This is a genomic window from Alishewanella sp. HL-SH05 (genome assembly GCF_052655985.1).
This window is the reverse complement of the sequence record NZ_CP199753.1, coordinates 1255171-1270782: the sequence shown is the minus strand read 5'-3', so window position 1 is coordinate 1270782 and position 15612 is coordinate 1255171. Positions and strand designations below refer to the sequence as shown.

Here is a 15612-nt window from a genome sequence, read left to right as displayed (position 1 = left end):
ATTATTTAGCTTCTCTATTGGTCAATATGGAGTCGACTAAGCCATATTCCAAGGCTTGCTGCGCACTTAAGAAGTTATCGCGTTCAGTATCCTTACATACTTGCTCATAACTCTTACCACTGTGCTCAGCCATTAAGCGATTGAGTTTCTCTTTAATATACAGGATTTCCTTGGCATGGATCTCAAAATCTGTCGCTTGGCCTTGGAAGCCCCCTAATGGTTGGTGAATCATCACGCGGGCATTAGGTAAGCAATAACGTTTACCCTTGGTACCACCGGATAACAAGAACGCGCCCATACTGGCGGCTTGGCCAACACAAACGGTTGCGATATCGGGTTTAATATAACGCATGGTATCGTAAATCGATAAACCGGCTGTGACTGAACCACCAGGTGAATTAATATAAATATAAATGTCTTTTTCTGGGTTTTCTGATTCGAGAAACAATAGCTGTGCCACAATCAGGTTAGCCATATGGTCTTCAACTTGACCAGTTAAGAATATAACCCGTTCTTTCAGCAAGCGGGAATAAATATCAAAAGAACGTTCGCCTTTAGCCGTTTGCTCGATAACGATAGGTACTAAGGCATTTACGATGTCATTCATGTCACGAGACATTGGCATAATCTGGGATCCCTCTGCTGTAGCTGGGTAATACTGGCGAAAAGACGGTGCCTAAAAATAAAATGGCCCGAACACGTGTTCGAGCCATTAAAACCGCCACACGCTAAGAAGTCAATCTTAGTTAGCGGACTTTGGGTTCATAATCTCGTCAAAAGCGGCAGCTTGCTCAGTCACCTTAGCCGCAGCTAAGACAACTTCGATTGCTTGCTCTTCTAACGCAACATTACGCATGCTTTGCATCAGCTCTTTGTTAGTGGTGTAGTACTGAACCACTTCTGCTGGATCTTCATAGGCCGAGGCCACGTTGTCGATCAGCTCTTGAACTTTAGCTTCATCCACTTTCAGTTGATTAGTCTTGATAATTTCACCTAATAACAGGCCTACTTTTACGCGGTCTTTTGCTTGTTCTTCAAACAATGACGCCGGTAATTCTGGCAACTGTTTTGGATCCATGTTTTGACCAAAACGCTGTAATGCTTGTTGACGCAATACATCAACTTCGCTGGCGATCAGAGACTTAGGCACTTCAACTTCGTTGTTTGCTAGCAGGCCTTTGATCACTTGCTCTTTTACTTTGCCTTTGATGGATTGCTTCAGTTCGCGTTCCATGTTTTTCTTTACTTCAGCTTTTAATGCATCAACAGACGCATCGGCTAAACCGAATAAAGTGGCGAATTCATCATTCAGCTCAGGTAACACCTGACCTTCAACTTTCTTCACGGTAACAGCAAAGCTTGCGGCTTTACCTTTCAGGTTTTCAGCATGGTAATCTGCTGGGAAAGTCACTTCTAACGTGGTTTCTTCACCAGCGGCTTTACCAATAACGCCTTCTTCAAAGCCTGGGATCATGCGGCCTTGGCCTAATTCTAAAACGAAATCAGTCGCTTTACCGCCTTCGAATTCTTCGCCGTCAATTGAACCCACGAAATCCATGGTGACGCGATCGCCAGTAGCCGCCGCATCTGCTTTGTCTTCCCATTTCGCGTGTTGCTTGCGTAAAGTGTCTAACATGTTAGACAAATCCGCCTCGGTGATTTCAACAGTAGGCTTAGTGACTTCTACTTTATCTAAAGCCGCTACCGTGATTTCTGGATACACTTCAAAAATAGCCGTAAATGCTAAATCTTTACCGCTTTCTAACGCGCCAGGTGCAAACTGAGGCGCACCGGCTGGCGTTAATTTGTTTTCAACAATAGCTTCGTAGAATGAACGTTGCATTTGCTCAGAAGCGACTTCTTGCAGCACAGCAGAACCGAAACGTTTCTGAATAATAGAAACGGGGGCTTTGCCCGGACGGAAACCATCGATACGCTGACGTTTAGCTAATTCGCGTAAACGGCTCTTCACTTCTGAATCAATACTGGCAGCTGGCACGACGATATTTAAACGGCGCTCTAAACCTTGGGTGGTTTCAACAGAAACTTGCATCTCTTTACCTCAAATTCAATGTCAGGCGGCTCTGATACGCCTTACTGTGATGGCCGGGTGTCGACAAACTCAAGATGAACCTGACCTGTTATAAAAATTAACGCGGCATTATAGCGAGCTATAACCCGCTAGTCGAGCCTTTAGATACGATGCTTTTTCAAGACAAAAAAACAGGCTTTTATCAACGATAAAAGCCTGTAATAACTTCGTCGTGTTCTTTTAAACTCGGGTTTGCCCAACGCCGGTAACCACATACTTTTCGGTGGTTAATGCTTCAAGCCCCATTGGCCCATAAGCATGTAACTTACTGGTAGAAATACCGATTTCCGCACCTAAACCTAACTCGCCACCATCTGAAAAACGTGAGGAGGCGTTATGCATGACCACCGCAGTATCGATGGTAGCAATAAAACGGTCAGCATTAGCTTGATCTTCTGTACAAATCACTTCGGTATGTTGGCTGCCAAAACGATCAATATGGGCAATGGCACCGTCAAAATCTGCAACCACCCGCACGGCAATTTCCGGCGCAAGGTATTCTTGGCCAAATTCATCTTCCGCAATAACTGAGGCACCACTAAAATACGGTAAGCTTTGTGCACAAGCATGCACCTTAACGTGATTTTCGGCTAAGGCCGCGGCAACTTTAGGTAAAAAACTATCAGCAATCGATTGATGTACGAGTAGGCCTTCTAAGGCGTTACACACACCAGGACGTTGCACTTTACCGTTAATTAATAAGTTAAGGGCCATCTCGGGTTTTGCGCTGGCATCCACAAATAAATGGCAAACACCTTTAAAGTGCTGGATCACCGGAATACGGCTATGCTCAGTTACAAAACGAATTAAGCCTTCGCCACCCCGTGGGATCACTAAATCGATGTAATCATCCTGCTTTAACAGTGCTAGTAATAAATTACGATCAGGATCGGGCACAATACTAATCACCGCATCAGGCAGATTATGCTCAGCTAATGCCTGACGCATAGCAGCGGCAATCGCTAAGCTCGTTTTAATCGCTTCCCGACCACAACGTAAAATCACGGCATTACCCGACTTGAAACACAAAGCACCGGCATCAGCTGTGACATTTGGGCGCGCTTCATAAATCATGCAAATTACGCCAAGCGGAATGCGACGCTTGGCAATATTGATGCCGTTAGGCCGTTGCTCAATTTGGCGGGTTAACCCCACCGGATCGGGCAGCTGGATAATTTGCTCAATGGCACTGGCCATCGCTTCAATGCGTTCAGCCGTTAACGTTAAACGATCAACCATGGCCGCGGCCGTGCCATTGGCCGTCGCCTCTGCTACTTCGGCACGGTTTTCGGCTAAAATAGTGGGCGTGGCTTGACGAATCTTATCGGCAAACGACTGCAATACGATATTTTTTTGCTCGGTGCTTAATACCGCTACCGCTTTTGCCGCCACTGCGGCTTCTGCAGCAAGCTTAGCTGCAACATCATTACTCATATTTTCTCCAGTAACATCATTTCACTGCGATGGATCACGGCGTTACTACCGTTGGGACAATAACCTAAATAATCGGCAATATGCTGGGTTTTTTGTCCTTTAATCGAAAACAGTTCACTCGCACTAAAGCGTGTTACGCCTTTAGCAATAGAGCGCTTGCCGTTAGAGCAACGAACGATCACCGCATCACCTGATTCAAACTCGCCTTTTACTTCAACAATACCACTGCTGAGTAAAGAAGCACCGTTATCACGTAGCGCATCGATACAACCGCTATCCACCCAAATTTCGCCTTTGGCACGTAAGGTATGTCTAACCCAATGTTTTTTAGCCGGTAACGGATTTTTTTGAGCATAAAATATGGTGCCCGGATTCTTGCCCGCTAAAAGACACTGAAAACTGTCAGCCTGATGCCCGTCTAAAATCACGGTATCAACACCCTGTGTGGTGGCTTTTTCTGCTGCTTCAATTTTAGTACGCATCCCTCCCGTACCCACTGATGAAGTAGCACCACCTGCTAAGTCATAAATGCGTTGATCAATTTTTTTGACAGTAGGGATTAAGGTCGCTTTCGGATCTTTGTTTGGATCTGCAGTATACAAACCATCGACATCTGAACAGATAATCAAGGCATCAGCCTGCGTTACCGTTGCAACCATTGCCGCTAAATTATCATTATCGCCTACTTTTAATTCTTCGGTGGCAATAGTGTCGTTTTCGTTAACGATAGGCAATACACCATGATCGAGCAGTCGGCGCATAGTATTTTGCACGTTAACGTGGCGTACCCGATCGCTTAAATCACCGTGCGTCAGTAATACCTGAGCACAAGGAAAATCGAAACAACGGCTCCAGAAATTCATCATCTCATTTTGACCTACTGCAGCCATGGCGCGTTTTAAAGCCATGGGTACACGATGATGCTGGAAATTAAAATGGTGTCGACCAGCCGCTACACTGCCTGAAGAGACTAAAATCACTTCACGACCGAGTGCGCGACATTCGCGGATAAATTCGGCAATAGGACGCAAATATTTTTCGCTGCATCCTTCATTGTCCGGCGCGATTAGGGCACTGCCGACTTTCAGTACAACCCTACGCCAGGATGGGTTAAGCATAATTCCTCCGTTATGTAAATCGGTGCATAGTTTAACAAAAACAGCCTAGCCCTACCACCCAACACCACGCGTACAACACTTAAAACCACAGTTAACGGAGTAAAAATAAGTGATAATTATCATTAATTTAGAAAAAAACATCGGTATTTTCAAACCTAGAATATGTAAAGGAAGCCCCTGATAACTGTAACAAAATTACAGATCCACGCGGCTCACTTTTTCTGCAAAAACGCCCCCCATTATCACAAAAATAAAAAACTACTATTATTCTGATGAATAGTGGTTATAACGCCCTGTCACTAATCCAAATGGCCACCTGATCACTAGGCAGCGCTGTATGGCGATTAAAATACATGGCGTCAACATTAAGTTTTTCAGCAAACATCAGAATTTAACGCACACTGGATACAGCGATAAATTAACTTATTTAATGCCCTACTAAAAACCCTGAGCATTTAGCTCTAGGTACCTAGCCATGAAAATTAAAATGCGCAAACGAAGAGGGCTTAGTGAGAGCAGTATAACTGCCCCGCAAATGTCAATTACCATTGCAAGCATGAACACAACCCTCGTTAAATGAGATGCGCGAGGTGTTGGCATATTAATTAAAGCATTTGTTTTATATAAAGAAGTTTTGCAGATACGACATGTGTTTAACTCGCATTTGCATGGTCAAAATCTGACCGGTTGGAGACATAAAGAGAGAATTGTTAAGGAAGTTGCGTAACAAATATAAATAACGGGGGTACCGGAGTTGAAAATGCGACGGCATACATGAAGACAAACATGCTCATACAATTATTGTAATGTGAGATTTTGATTCAAGATGTTTAAGACGGGACAATGGTCGGAGATGAACCTGCAACTGCATTAATGAACACAAACATGTGCATCATAATTTATTCTAATGTGAGATTTTGATAAGGTAATTTTAAGACTCAGGGAGAATGGTCGGTGATGCAGGATTTGAACCTGCGACCCCTTGGACCCAAACCAAGTGCGCTACCAAACTGCGCCAATCACCGACAAAGGGGATGGGGTGGATGATGGGGTTCGAACCCACGACAACCGGAATCACAATCCGGGGCTCTACCAACTGAGCTACAACCACCACAATTTGAAACTTTGCACCAAATGGCGCGCCCGATAGGACTCGAACCTATGACCCACGGCTTAGAAGGCCGTTGCTCTATCCAGCTGAGCTACGGGCGCACATGTCAAACGCCTATCTGGGACTCTCTTAATTTTTTGAATTAAGATTGGTCGGTGATGCAGGATTTGAACCTGCGACCCCTTGGACCCAAACCAAGTGCGCTACCAAACTGCGCCAATCACCGACAACGTTACATCGCTGCAACGGGGCGGAATATTAACGCCCGCCATGCACACCGTCAAACCTTTTTTTAGGTATTTACGCTGATTGGCTATTATTTGAACCTAATTGACCCGCACTGGCGGTTATTCATGTTTGCAACGGACGATGATAGCGTTCTTTTGGCAGCTGTGCGAAAATATTGTTCTTTTTAGTTCCTAGGAAATCAGCAGGCATGACAGCACAAATAATAGATGGCAAAGCCGTTGCTAACGCAACAAAAGACAAAGTCGCCGCTCAGGTGCGCGCTCGCGTAGCAGCCGGAAAACGAGCTCCCGGACTTGCCGTTGTATTAGTTGGGCTTGATGCAGCCTCACAAGTGTATGTTGGCAGCAAACGTAAAGCCTGCGAAGAAGTCGGTTTTCATTCAGTATCTTACGATCTTCCGGCTGAAACCAAGCAACAACAATTGTTGGAGCTTATCGATACGTTAAATAATGACAACAGCATCGATGGTATTTTAGTACAACTACCCTTGCCGGCAGGGTTAGACGCTTCGGCTATTTTAGAACATATTCACCCGCACAAAGATGTCGATGGTTTTCATCCCTATAATATCGGCCGCTTAGCGCAGCGTATGCCAGCCTTACGCCCTTGCACCCCTAAGGGTATTATGACGTTACTGCAAAGTACCGGCGTAAACGTTAAAGGTATGGATGCGGTGGTCGTGGGTGCATCTAATATAGTCGGTCGCCCTATGGCTCTGGAATTACTCCTCGCCGGTTGTACAACAACAGTCTGCCATAAATTTACCCGTAATTTAGAAGAGCAAGTGCGTCGTGCGGATTTATTGGTTGTCGCCGTAGGTCGGCCAGAGTTTATTCCTGGTGATTGGATCAAGCCCGGTGCTCTGGTCGTTGATGTCGGGATCAATCGCTTAGACAGTGGCAAACTGGTCGGTGATGTCGAATATGCTAAAGCGGTTAAATTGGCTCGCTATATTACTCCTGTCCCTGGTGGTGTTGGCCCAATGACTGTGGCCAGTTTAATTGAAAACACGCTAGAAGCGTGTGAGCTATACCACGACAGTAAATAACCGCTACAGTTGCCATAAAAAAACCGCCATCGGCGGTTTTTTTATTATGCAATGACCGTTTTAAGCCTTACGCCAACTGGTCACGCCATTTTTATCTTCAACAATAATGCCTTTAGCGGTTAATTCAGCGCGAGCCGCGTCAGCCGCGGCCCAATCTTTAGCGGCACGAGCCGCATTGCGCTTGGCAATTAACGCTTCAATTTCTGCCACATCGCTATCTGATGCGCCACTTTGTAAAAAGGTTTCGGCATCGCCCTGCAGCAAGCCCAGTACGCCCGCTAAAAGTGTCAGCAAACCCGCTAGCTCTGCGGCTTTTGCTGGCTCAGCCTCTTTAAAGCGATTCACCTCACGCGCTAATTCAAACAATACCGGCAAAGCTTCAGGCGTATTGAAGTCATCATCCATCGCGGCTTTAAAACGCACAATATACGGGCTGGCCAAATCAATGCTATGGCTTGGCGTTACTGTTCGCAGCGCAGTGTAAAGTCGTCCTAGCGCGGCATGTGCTTGCTCTAAGTTTTCTTTAGAGTAATTTAATTGGCTACGGTAATGGCTAGACAGAAGGAAATAACGTACCGCTTCTGCATTATATTCAGCTAATACGTCTTTTACCGTGAAAAAATTGCCAAGTGATTTCGACATTTTTTCTTTATCAACTTGCACCATACCAGTATGGATCCAGGTATTGACGTACTTTTGGCCATGGGCACAGGTAGATTGTGCGATCTCATTTTCATGGTGAGGAAACTGTAAGTCTGAACCGCCACCATGAATATCGAAATGTTCGCCCAAATGCTTAGCGCTCATGGCAGAACATTCAATATGCCAACCGGGCCGACCATTGCCCCAAGGTGAAGCCCAGAATGGCTCACCCGGCTTGGTGCCTTTCCATAACACAAAGTCTAATGGATCATCTTTATTTTGCGCCACTTCTACCCGAGAACCGGCTTGTAACATATCCAGGTTTTGTTGGCTTAACGCACCATATTCGGCATATTTACTGACATCAAACAGTACATCGCCATCCGCTGCAACATAGGCATAACCTTTGGCAACTAAGGTTTCGATCAGGCTAATAATCTCGGCCATGTGAGTGGTCACTTTTGGCTCAATATCGGCGGGTAATAGCCCTAAAGCTGCAAAGTCGGCATGCATTGCCGCGGTGAAGCGTGCGGTTAAAGCATCGCAACTTTCGTTGTTTTCTGCCGCGCGCTTAATAATTTTGTCGTCAACATCAGTGATATTTCGCACATAGGTCACGTCATAACCGCTAAAACGTAAGTAGCGATTAATGACATCAAAAGCAACGTAAGTGCGGGCATGCCCTACATGGCAGTGGTCGTAAATGGTAATGCCACAAACATACAAGGCCACTTTCCCCGGAATGATAGGTTTGAAGACTTCTTTTTGGCGGCTTAAGGTATTGTATATCTGTAACATTATGTCCTCTGACAGAAAATATGAATCATTAACAGCAAAATGCGCCGATTAGTTTAGCATTGGCAGATGCTAGCCGCTATCCTTGCTTTATGATTTGACGGCAGTGCGTTAGAATGGCGCATCTGTAATGATAAGGAAAAAATGATGGTTAGCTTACATACTAATTTTGGCGTGATTAAATTAAATCTTTTTGCTGACAAGGCACCGGTGACCGTGGCTAACTTTATTAGCTACGTGAAAGATGGCTTTTTTGACAACACTATTTTTCACCGGGTGATTGACGGCTTTATGATCCAAGGCGGTGGTTTCACTGCAGATATGCAGCAAAAAGAGACAAAAGAAACCATTAAAAACGAGGCTAACAACCGCGTCGCGAACAGCAAAGGCACCATCGCTATGGCGCGCACCAGCGATCCGCATTCTGCCACCTCACAGTTTTTTATCAACGTTGCTGATAATAGCTTCTTAAACTTCAGTGCTGAAAACGCTCAAGGCTGGGGTTACTGTGTATTTGGTGAAGTGGTTGAAGGTATGGACGTGGTTGAAAAAATCAAAGCGGTACGCACGGGGCGTAACGCTGGTCACAGCGATGTACCGGTTGAGCCCGTAGTGATTGAACGTGCTGAGCTGAACGACTAAACCATGTCACACACGCTGTTTATTGCAGATTTGCATTTATCAGCAGAAAGGCCTGATATTACTCAGGCCTTTTTACAGTTTATTGCGCAGCAAGCGCCAGCGGCCGATGCACTGTATATTTTAGGCGATCTGTTTGAAGTCTGGATTGGTGACGATAATCCCGAACCGTTACTCGACACCGTTGCCAAGGTGTTAAAACCGCTCAGTCAGCACACGCCGATTTACTTTATCCATGGCAATCGTGATTTTTTATTAAAACAACATTATGCCAAACGTGCGGGGTTAATTTTATTACCGCAACAGCAGGTAATTGATCTTTACGGCACCCCCACCCTCATCATGCATGGCGATAGCTTATGCACGATGGATGTGGCTTATCAAAAGTTTCGACGTTGGTGGGATCAATCTTGGTGGCAACGATTGATGCTCTCATTACCCCTTTTTATTCGGCAAGCTTTAGCCCGCAAAGCGCGCGCCAAAAGCGCTATAGCCAAAGCACGTTATCAAACAATGGGTAGCGCCAACATTATGGATGTTACGCCAACGGAAGTGCCTAAAATAATGGCCGAGTATACCGTACAACATCTGATCCATGGCCACACACACCGCCCTGCGGTACATCAATTAACCGTCAACAACCAACCCGCTTTGCGCTATGTGCTGGGAGATTGGTATAGTCAAAGCAGTTATCTCAAGGTAACCGCCGATCACTGGCAACTGGTCTTTAACCCGCTTGCGCCATAAGCTCAGGCACTGGGCTACCACTATGAAATTTAAAGTCGTTATCCGCGGATAAAATTAACTCGGCTTCCTTCTCACCAAAAAAGGCTACGCGCGCACTGATATCCTGCCCAGCAATTTGCTCTGCAAGTTGCAGATAATCTTGATAATGCCGCGCTTCTGAGCGCAATAAAGACAAATAAAACTGACCAATATCCGCAGGCAAATGCGGCGCTAAAGTAGCAAAACGCTCACAAGAGCGTGCTTCGATGTAGGCTCCACAAATAAGCTTATCAATCAAAGCCGCTGGTTCATAAGTGCTAACATGACGCAACAAACCACGGGCATAGCGACTTGAGGTGATTTTTTCATAAGGCACATCATGTTGCTGCATCATTTCAAGCACTTGATAAAAATGATGTAACTCTTCTTTAATTAACAACACCATCTTATCGATAAGTTCTTGGCCATAAGCTGAATTCGATTTCGGTAACATCGACTTTCTCAGTTTTATATCCGCTAAGGCTTGCCATGTGCCCTGCTGGCGATAAGTAAAGTCTTCATAAGGTTTCAGCCATTGTAGTAAGGCATCGGCACTTTGCTCATCTACCGCATAACGCCGGATCAGATACATCGCGGATTGCGCCGCTTTTAACTCACAAATCAGATGATCAGTTAACAGCATCGGTAAACGAGCCGGTTGCATTGCTTCATTTAACCAAGCTTGAGGCGTACTGCAGTGCAAAAACTGCTGAATGGGTGCTAATAAGGTCTGATATTCGTGGCTTAACATAAGGCGGTCTACTGATTGAACACGCCGCGCAGTATACCCGAAGGTAGCAATGTGCTCCAGCATCGACATGAACTGTTGAATTTTTCAACATTGTCCTTGACGAATCTGCGTTATTCAACCATAACTTTAATACGGGTAAATTTTTTAAGTTCCCGCACAAGGCGCTTCAATAATAAGGATAATAACGATGATTCTAAACCATTTGTGGGGCATCTACGCCCATCCAAAAGAAGAATGGCATACCATTGATGCCAGACATGAAAGTTTACGCTATAGCTTAATTCACATTTTACTGGTTGCTTTGATCCCTTCCATTTGCGCGTACTACTCGGCAGTGCATTTAGGCTGGAGCATTGGCGTTGGCGAAAAAATCTTTTTAACCGCAAATAGCGCTTTAATGCTGTCTGTTGCGATGTACTTTGCCTTAATTATTGGCGTGCTAGCGCTAGCACTTTTAGCACATTGGATGGCCCATACTTTTGGTGCTGAGCCGACTTACACTCAGACCTTAGAGTTGTCGTCATATACATCAACACCATTGTTTATGGTGGGTTTAGCCGCCTTATACCCTGAACTATGGTTTGTGATGGTGGTGGGTTTAGCGGGCTTAACGTATTCAGTATATTTACTGTACGTTGGGGTGCCTATCTTAATGCACATTCCTGAAGAGCGCGGTTTTATTTATGCCAGCTCGGTGGTTACGTCAGGTTTAATTTTGTTAGTGACTTTACTTGCCGCCACTGCTATTTTATGGAGCTCGGGCTTTGGCCCTGCTTTTACCCACTGATGGTAAAACCAAACGCATAATAATAAGACAAGGTAGACAGTAAAACGGCTGCAATTGCAGCCGTTTTTTATACTTGCAACAACGACTTGGTTTAACCTTCGTTGTAAGTTTCTAAATTGGTTGCCATGTTCATGCTAGACGCCGCTTTCACATCGTCACTACGTAATTGATCAAGACGATTTAAATAATCTTGATCAATATCGTTGGTAACATAATGACCATCAAACACCGACGTTTCAAAATGGGTAATGTCCGGGTTTTCTGTTCTCACTGCGGCAATCAAATCTGGCAATGATTGGAAAATCAGGGCATCCGCGCCGATGATCTGACAAATACTGTCCACATCATGACCATGAGCAATGAGCTCATTGGCTGACGGCATATCAATACCATACACATTCGGGAAACGTATTTCTGGTGCTGCCGAAGCAAAATACACTTTCTTCGCACCCGCTTCGCGCGCCATTTCGATGATTTGACCCGAAGTGGTGCCACGGACGATTGAATCATCCACCAACAACACGTTCTTTCCTTTAAACTCTTGCCAAATCGCATTCAATTTACGCTTAACCGATTTTTTACGCTCTGTTTGGCCAGGCATAATAAAGGTACGGCCAATATAACGGTTTTTCACAAAACCTTGGCGGTAAGGTAAATTTAATACATTGGCAATTTCTAAAGCCGCATCATTACTGGTTTCTGGGATTGGAATAACCACATCAATATCCAGATGCGACCATTCCCGTTTTAATTTTTTACCGAGGTAAGTTCCCATCGCGACACGAGAAGCATAAACCGAAATATTGTCGATGGTTGAATCAGGACGCGCAAAATAGACGTACTCAAAAATACAAGGGGTATAACTTGGGTTCTCGGCGCACTGCATGCTGTGTAATTCACCTTCCTCGGTGATGTACACGGCTTCACCTGGTGAAATATCCCGTAATACGGTAAAGCCATCCGCATCAAGGGCTACGCTTTCTGAAGCGACCATATACTCAGTACCCGCCGCAGTTTCACGTTTGCCCATCACTAAGGGGCGGATCCCGTTCGGGTCACGGAAGGCGAGCAAACCATGGCCAATAATCAGCGCCACCGCTGCATAACCGCCTCGCACTTTGCGATGCACATTGGCCAGCGCTTTGAAGATTTGCTCAGGCTCTAGCTTCATATTCGGTTGAATGGCTAATTCGTGCGCCAACACATTTAACAACACTTCTGAGTCAGAAGTCGTGTTCACATGACGACGCGCTAAACGAAAGATTTCGTCTTTTAGCTCATGCGCATTAGTCAGATTGCCATTGTGCGCTAAAGCGATACCAAAGGGGCTGTTAACGTAAAATGGTTGCGCTTCTGCGGTGCTTGACGAACCAGCGGTAGGGTAACGCACATGCCCAATTCCGATATTACCGGCCAGACGCTGCATATGACGTATCTCAAATACGTCTTTGACCAGACCATTGGCCTTGCGCAAGCGCAAGGTATTATTATCGACCGTAACGATACCCGCAGCATCCTGACCACGGTGTTGCAAGACTGTCAGACCATCATACAGCGCCTGATTAACGGGATACTTACCTACGATTCCAACAATACCACACATTGATTTTTCCTCGCCGGCTATGGCTTTTGCATAAAACTAGAACGGCTTTGCAGATATTCGAAAAACCATTCAATAATAAAACCAAACTCAGGGATCAAGCTAGATTGGCTCCACCAATCAGCCGCCGCCGCAGGAGTAAAGGCGTCAATAAAAAATAATACGGCACTGACCACTAACACACCGCGCAACGCTCCAAATACCAGCCCAAGCAACCTGTCTGTGCCAGATAAGCCGGTAGACTGGACGAGTTTGCCAACGACATAGTTGATCAGCGCGCCCACAATAAGCGCGCAAATAAATAAAATGGCAATAGCGGAAGCATTACGCAGCGTGGGTTCAGAAATATTTGTGAAAAAACTGGCTAGATGGGGGTAATACGAGCTGGCAATAAAGAAAGCCGCGATCCATACGGTCAAAGAAATAGCTTCTTTTACAAAGCCTCGGACCAGACTGATCACAGCGGAGAGAGCTATGACCGCCAAGATGACAAAATCAACCCAACTCATTTGCTACCAAAGGTTGCCTAACAACGGGGCGCATTCTAACAAATTGCCGACCCAAATAGCTAGGGAATGTTCATAAACAAGTGATCCGTTTGTTTACTAGAAACGGAAAAGACTCGTGTCTATCAAACTCAGTTGATTTCTGTAGGTTGATAATTACTGATCGTCAGCTTTGCAATACCGGTTAATTGTTGCAGCTTACCCAGACCTTGCTCAAGACGCTCGCGCCGTACTTCAGGACCAACAAAAACACTGGTTAACGGCTGGCCATTGCTGTTAGTAATGCTGCGGGTAAAGGTGGCAAAACCGGCTTGTCTTAATTTTGCCTCTAACGCACTGGCGTTTTGCGGATTACTAAAACTACCTACTCGAACCACCCATGCAGCTTGATTAAGCGCTACGGCCGTTTTCGTTGGCGTTGTGCTTGGGGTTGCTTCAACAACTTTAGTAGGCGTAGCAACTTTTTCAGCTTCGGTTGTGCCGGCAGTAACTTGGGCATATTGTTGCGAGGGTAAGTTAGCACTGTCACTGCTATTATCAGCTTCATCCAAGACATCGACATCATCTATCGGCTGGCTGTTAACGGCTTGTTGTTTGGCCGCAAACTCATCCTCAGGAAACGGCTGAACCTGTTGTACACCAACGAATTCTGGGCGATCGGGAATAACTTTAAAATCATCTTTAACGACTTGTTTTTCACCATCGAGTAAGTCTGGCAAAAAGATAATGCCGGCCAAAACCAAAATACTGGTACCCAATAACCGATGTTTAAATTTTGCTATCATTGCCCCTCCTACTGAAGCGCCAATACCGCAGAAACGGTAACAAAAGAGCCGAAAATGACCAAGAGATCCGTAGGCTGCAAGGCACTGACGATAGTCTGATAAGCCTGAGCAACAGAGTCATGCTCAGTGGCGTTAGATGCACTGGCCTGATCGACACTGGCCAATGCCTGCTGTAATTGCGTACTGCTGGCGCCGCGGTTACCCGGTAAGCTAACAAGATGCCATTGCGTCACACAAGACGTCAAGGGCTGTAATGCTTGGCGCACGTCTTTGTCTTTTAACATGCCAACTAAGGCAATAATTTGCCGATAGCGCGGCTGCAATAATTGTAACTGCGTCGCTAAATAAGCCGCCGATTGCGGATTATGCGCTACATCTAACAAAATAGTTGGGTTTTGTTGCAACTGTTGCATACGCCCGGGCAAGGTTAACGTGCTTAAGCAGTGCTTTAACACGGTTTCGCTTGGCAGCTGCCCTAATTGTTCTAACACCGCTAAACTGGTGGCAACGTTTTGTACTGGCACTTGTGGTATGGGTAAGTCCGCAAACTGTTGTTGCTGCCCTTGCCATTGCCATTGCTCTGCACTAACGTGATAGTGAAAGTCGGTTCCCACTTGCTTTAACACAGCACCTAGCGTCGTGGCCACCTGACTCAAGCTGGCTGGTGGCGTTAATTCGCCAGATATCGCCACCTTAGCAGAACGAAACACGCCGGCTTTCTCTCGACCAATACTTTCACGATCTGGGCCAAGCCAATCTTGATGGTCTAAATCAATTGTGGTGATGACGCTGATGGTCGGATCGACAATATTTGTTGCATCTAAACGCCCGCCCAGCCCAACCTCAATTAAACAGTAATCGGGTTGCTGAGCGCGTAAAATGGCAAAAGCCACCAAGGTCGTAAACTCAAAGTAACTTAATGGCACATCAAGCCGTAATTGCTCAACTAATTGAAAAGCGGCCAGCCAATCGGCATCAACCACATCAGTACCATTGAGGCGTAAGCGTTCATTAAACTGCAGTAAATGCGGTGAACTATAAACACCGACCGTAAAACCTTGGGCCAGCAGCAAATGCTCTAACGTACGAGCGGTGGTACCTTTACCATTGGTACCGGCTATCAACACAACCGTTCCAGGCAGTTGTGCCAAATCACCGCGAGCAGCCACTTGCCGCACACGATCTAAGCCAAGCTCAATTTTATCAATCGGATGACTTTGCTCTATATAACAAAGCCAATCGGCCAGAGTTTGGCACGATTGGCTATTTAATTGTTGGACCGACATAAAT

At 45.7% G+C, this 15612-nt stretch carries 14 protein-coding genes and 4 tRNA genes; 4 read left to right on the top strand and 14 right to left on the bottom strand.

All coding sequences use genetic code 11. The annotated features are described in order from the left end of the window. Position 1: 1 nt before the first annotated feature. The 8 genes from clpP to ACUJFL_RS05845 all read right to left on the bottom strand — a co-directional run bounded on the left by clpP (position 2) and on the right by ACUJFL_RS05845 (position 5981). The gene (gene clpP, locus ACUJFL_RS05880) at positions 2 to 619 is read right to left on the bottom strand and encodes an ATP-dependent Clp endopeptidase proteolytic subunit ClpP (RefSeq protein ID WP_226749960.1); all 618 of its coding nucleotides are present in this window, start codon (positions 617 to 619) and stop codon (positions 2 to 4) included. A gap of 123 nt (positions 620 to 742) precedes the next feature. Continuing rightward, the gene (tig, locus tag ACUJFL_RS05875; protein ID WP_236128597.1) at positions 743 to 2053 is read right to left on the bottom strand and encodes a trigger factor; all 1311 of its coding nucleotides are present in this window, start codon (positions 2051 to 2053) and stop codon (positions 743 to 745) included. A gap of 219 nt (positions 2054 to 2272) precedes the next feature. Further along, a complete protein-coding gene (locus ACUJFL_RS05870; RefSeq protein WP_445426363.1) occupies positions 2273 to 3526 on the bottom strand; it encodes a glutamate-5-semialdehyde dehydrogenase in 1254 nt (417 codons plus the stop codon). Then, positions 3523 to 4644 (bottom strand): glutamate 5-kinase, encoded by a 1122-nt coding sequence (gene proB / locus ACUJFL_RS05865; RefSeq protein WP_226749788.1) that lies wholly within the window; start codon positions 4642 to 4644, stop codon positions 3523 to 3525. The genes ACUJFL_RS05870 and proB overlap by 4 nt, the downstream gene beginning before the upstream one ends. Positions 4645 to 5592: 948 nt before the next feature. After that, positions 5593 to 5669 (bottom strand) — tRNA-Pro (locus tag ACUJFL_RS05860). 10 nt (positions 5670 to 5679) lie between these two features. Next, positions 5680 to 5755: transfer RNA gene (locus ACUJFL_RS05855), tRNA-His, on the bottom strand. Positions 5756 to 5779: 24 nt separating this feature from the next. Further along, a tRNA-Arg gene (locus tag ACUJFL_RS05850) sits at positions 5780 to 5856 on the bottom strand. 48 nt (positions 5857 to 5904) lie between these two features. Further along, positions 5905 to 5981 (bottom strand) — tRNA-Pro (locus ACUJFL_RS05845). A gap of 210 nt (positions 5982 to 6191) precedes the next feature. Here ACUJFL_RS05845 and folD point away from each other — a divergent pair. Beyond that, positions 6192 to 7052, top strand: coding sequence for a bifunctional methylenetetrahydrofolate dehydrogenase/methenyltetrahydrofolate cyclohydrolase FolD (gene folD, locus ACUJFL_RS05840; RefSeq protein ID WP_226749787.1), 861 nt, complete (start codon positions 6192 to 6194; stop codon positions 7050 to 7052). 60 nt (positions 7053 to 7112) lie between these two features. Here the strand turns inward: folD and cysS are convergent, their stop codons facing one another. Further along, entirely contained in the window at positions 7113 to 8492 is a 1380-nt protein-coding gene (cysS, locus tag ACUJFL_RS05835; RefSeq protein WP_226749786.1) for a cysteine--tRNA ligase, read from the bottom strand. 144 nt (positions 8493 to 8636) lie between these two features. Here cysS and ACUJFL_RS05830 point away from each other — a divergent pair, with 144 nt between their 5' ends. Together ACUJFL_RS05830 and ACUJFL_RS05825 are read left to right on the top strand one after the other, a co-directional pair. Next, positions 8637 to 9131: a peptidylprolyl isomerase gene (locus tag ACUJFL_RS05830; RefSeq protein WP_226749785.1), complete on the top strand. Its 495-nt coding sequence runs from the start codon at positions 8637 to 8639 to the stop codon at positions 9129 to 9131. A 3-nt stretch (positions 9132 to 9134) separates the two neighbouring features. After that, entirely contained in the window at positions 9135 to 9875 is a 741-nt protein-coding gene (locus ACUJFL_RS05825; RefSeq protein ID WP_226749784.1) for a UDP-2,3-diacylglucosamine diphosphatase, read from the top strand. Here the strand turns inward: ACUJFL_RS05825 and miaE are convergent. Beyond that, positions 9856 to 10644, bottom strand: coding sequence for a tRNA isopentenyl-2-thiomethyl-A-37 hydroxylase MiaE (gene miaE / locus ACUJFL_RS05820; protein ID WP_445428712.1), 789 nt, complete (start codon positions 10642 to 10644; stop codon positions 9856 to 9858). The two genes, ACUJFL_RS05825 and miaE, sit on opposite strands and share 20 nt — an antisense overlap. A 187-nt stretch (positions 10645 to 10831) precedes the next feature. On the opposite strand from miaE, the gene ACUJFL_RS05815 reads away from it, so the two are divergent. Then, positions 10832 to 11431, top strand: a complete 600-nt coding sequence (locus ACUJFL_RS05815; protein WP_226749782.1) for a Yip1 family protein — start codon at positions 10832 to 10834, stop codon at positions 11429 to 11431. Positions 11432 to 11522: 91 nt separating this feature from the next. Here the strand turns inward: ACUJFL_RS05815 and purF are convergent, their stop codons facing one another. The 4 genes from purF to folC form a co-directional block, all read right to left on the bottom strand. Then, complete coding sequence (purF, locus tag ACUJFL_RS05810) at positions 11523 to 13034, bottom strand: amidophosphoribosyltransferase (RefSeq protein WP_226749781.1); 1512 nt, start codon at positions 13032 to 13034, stop codon at positions 11523 to 11525. A gap of 17 nt (positions 13035 to 13051) precedes the next feature. Next, a complete protein-coding gene (locus ACUJFL_RS05805) occupies positions 13052 to 13540 on the bottom strand; it encodes a CvpA family protein (RefSeq protein WP_226749780.1) in 489 nt (162 codons plus the stop codon). A 128-nt stretch (positions 13541 to 13668) separates the two neighbouring features. Beyond that, positions 13669 to 14322 (bottom strand): SPOR domain-containing protein, encoded by a 654-nt coding sequence (locus tag ACUJFL_RS05800; protein ID WP_445428711.1) that lies wholly within the window; start codon positions 14320 to 14322, stop codon positions 13669 to 13671. A gap of 8 nt (positions 14323 to 14330) precedes the next feature. After that, positions 14331 to 15608 (bottom strand): bifunctional tetrahydrofolate synthase/dihydrofolate synthase, encoded by a 1278-nt coding sequence (gene folC / locus ACUJFL_RS05795; RefSeq protein ID WP_445428710.1) that lies wholly within the window; start codon positions 15606 to 15608, stop codon positions 14331 to 14333. Positions 15609 to 15612 lie beyond the last annotated feature (4 nt).

Coding starts and splice junctions, on each gene's coding strand:
- clpP (WP_226749960.1), bottom strand. CDS start 619: ATGTCTCGTGACATGAATGACATCGTAAATGCCTTAGTACCTATCGTT.
- tig (WP_236128597.1), bottom strand. CDS start 2,053: ATGCAAGTTTCTGTTGAAACCACCCAAGGTTTAGAGCGCCGTTTAAAT.
- ACUJFL_RS05870 (WP_445426363.1), bottom strand. CDS start 3,526: ATGAGTAATGATGTTGCAGCTAAGCTTGCTGCAGAAGCCGCAGTGGCG.
- proB (WP_226749788.1), bottom strand. CDS start 4,644: ATGCTTAACCCATCCTGGCGTAGGGTTGTACTGAAAGTCGGCAGTGCC.
- folD (WP_226749787.1), top strand. CDS start 6,192: ATGACAGCACAAATAATAGATGGCAAAGCCGTTGCTAACGCAACAAAA.
- cysS (WP_226749786.1), bottom strand. CDS start 8,492: ATGTTACAGATATACAATACCTTAAGCCGCCAAAAAGAAGTCTTCAAA.
- ACUJFL_RS05830 (WP_226749785.1), top strand. CDS start 8,637: ATGGTTAGCTTACATACTAATTTTGGCGTGATTAAATTAAATCTTTTT.
- ACUJFL_RS05825 (WP_226749784.1), top strand. CDS start 9,135: ATGTCACACACGCTGTTTATTGCAGATTTGCATTTATCAGCAGAAAGG.
- miaE (WP_445428712.1), bottom strand. CDS start 10,644: ATGTTAAGCCACGAATATCAGACCTTATTAGCACCCATTCAGCAGTTT.
- ACUJFL_RS05815 (WP_226749782.1), top strand. CDS start 10,832: ATGATTCTAAACCATTTGTGGGGCATCTACGCCCATCCAAAAGAAGAA.
- purF (WP_226749781.1), bottom strand. CDS start 13,034: ATGTGTGGTATTGTTGGAATCGTAGGTAAGTATCCCGTTAATCAGGCG.
- ACUJFL_RS05805 (WP_226749780.1), bottom strand. CDS start 13,540: ATGAGTTGGGTTGATTTTGTCATCTTGGCGGTCATAGCTCTCTCCGCT.
- ACUJFL_RS05800 (WP_445428711.1), bottom strand. CDS start 14,322: ATGATAGCAAAATTTAAACATCGGTTATTGGGTACCAGTATTTTGGTT.
- folC (WP_445428710.1), bottom strand. CDS start 15,608: ATGTCGGTCCAACAATTAAATAGCCAATCGTGCCAAACTCTGGCCGAT.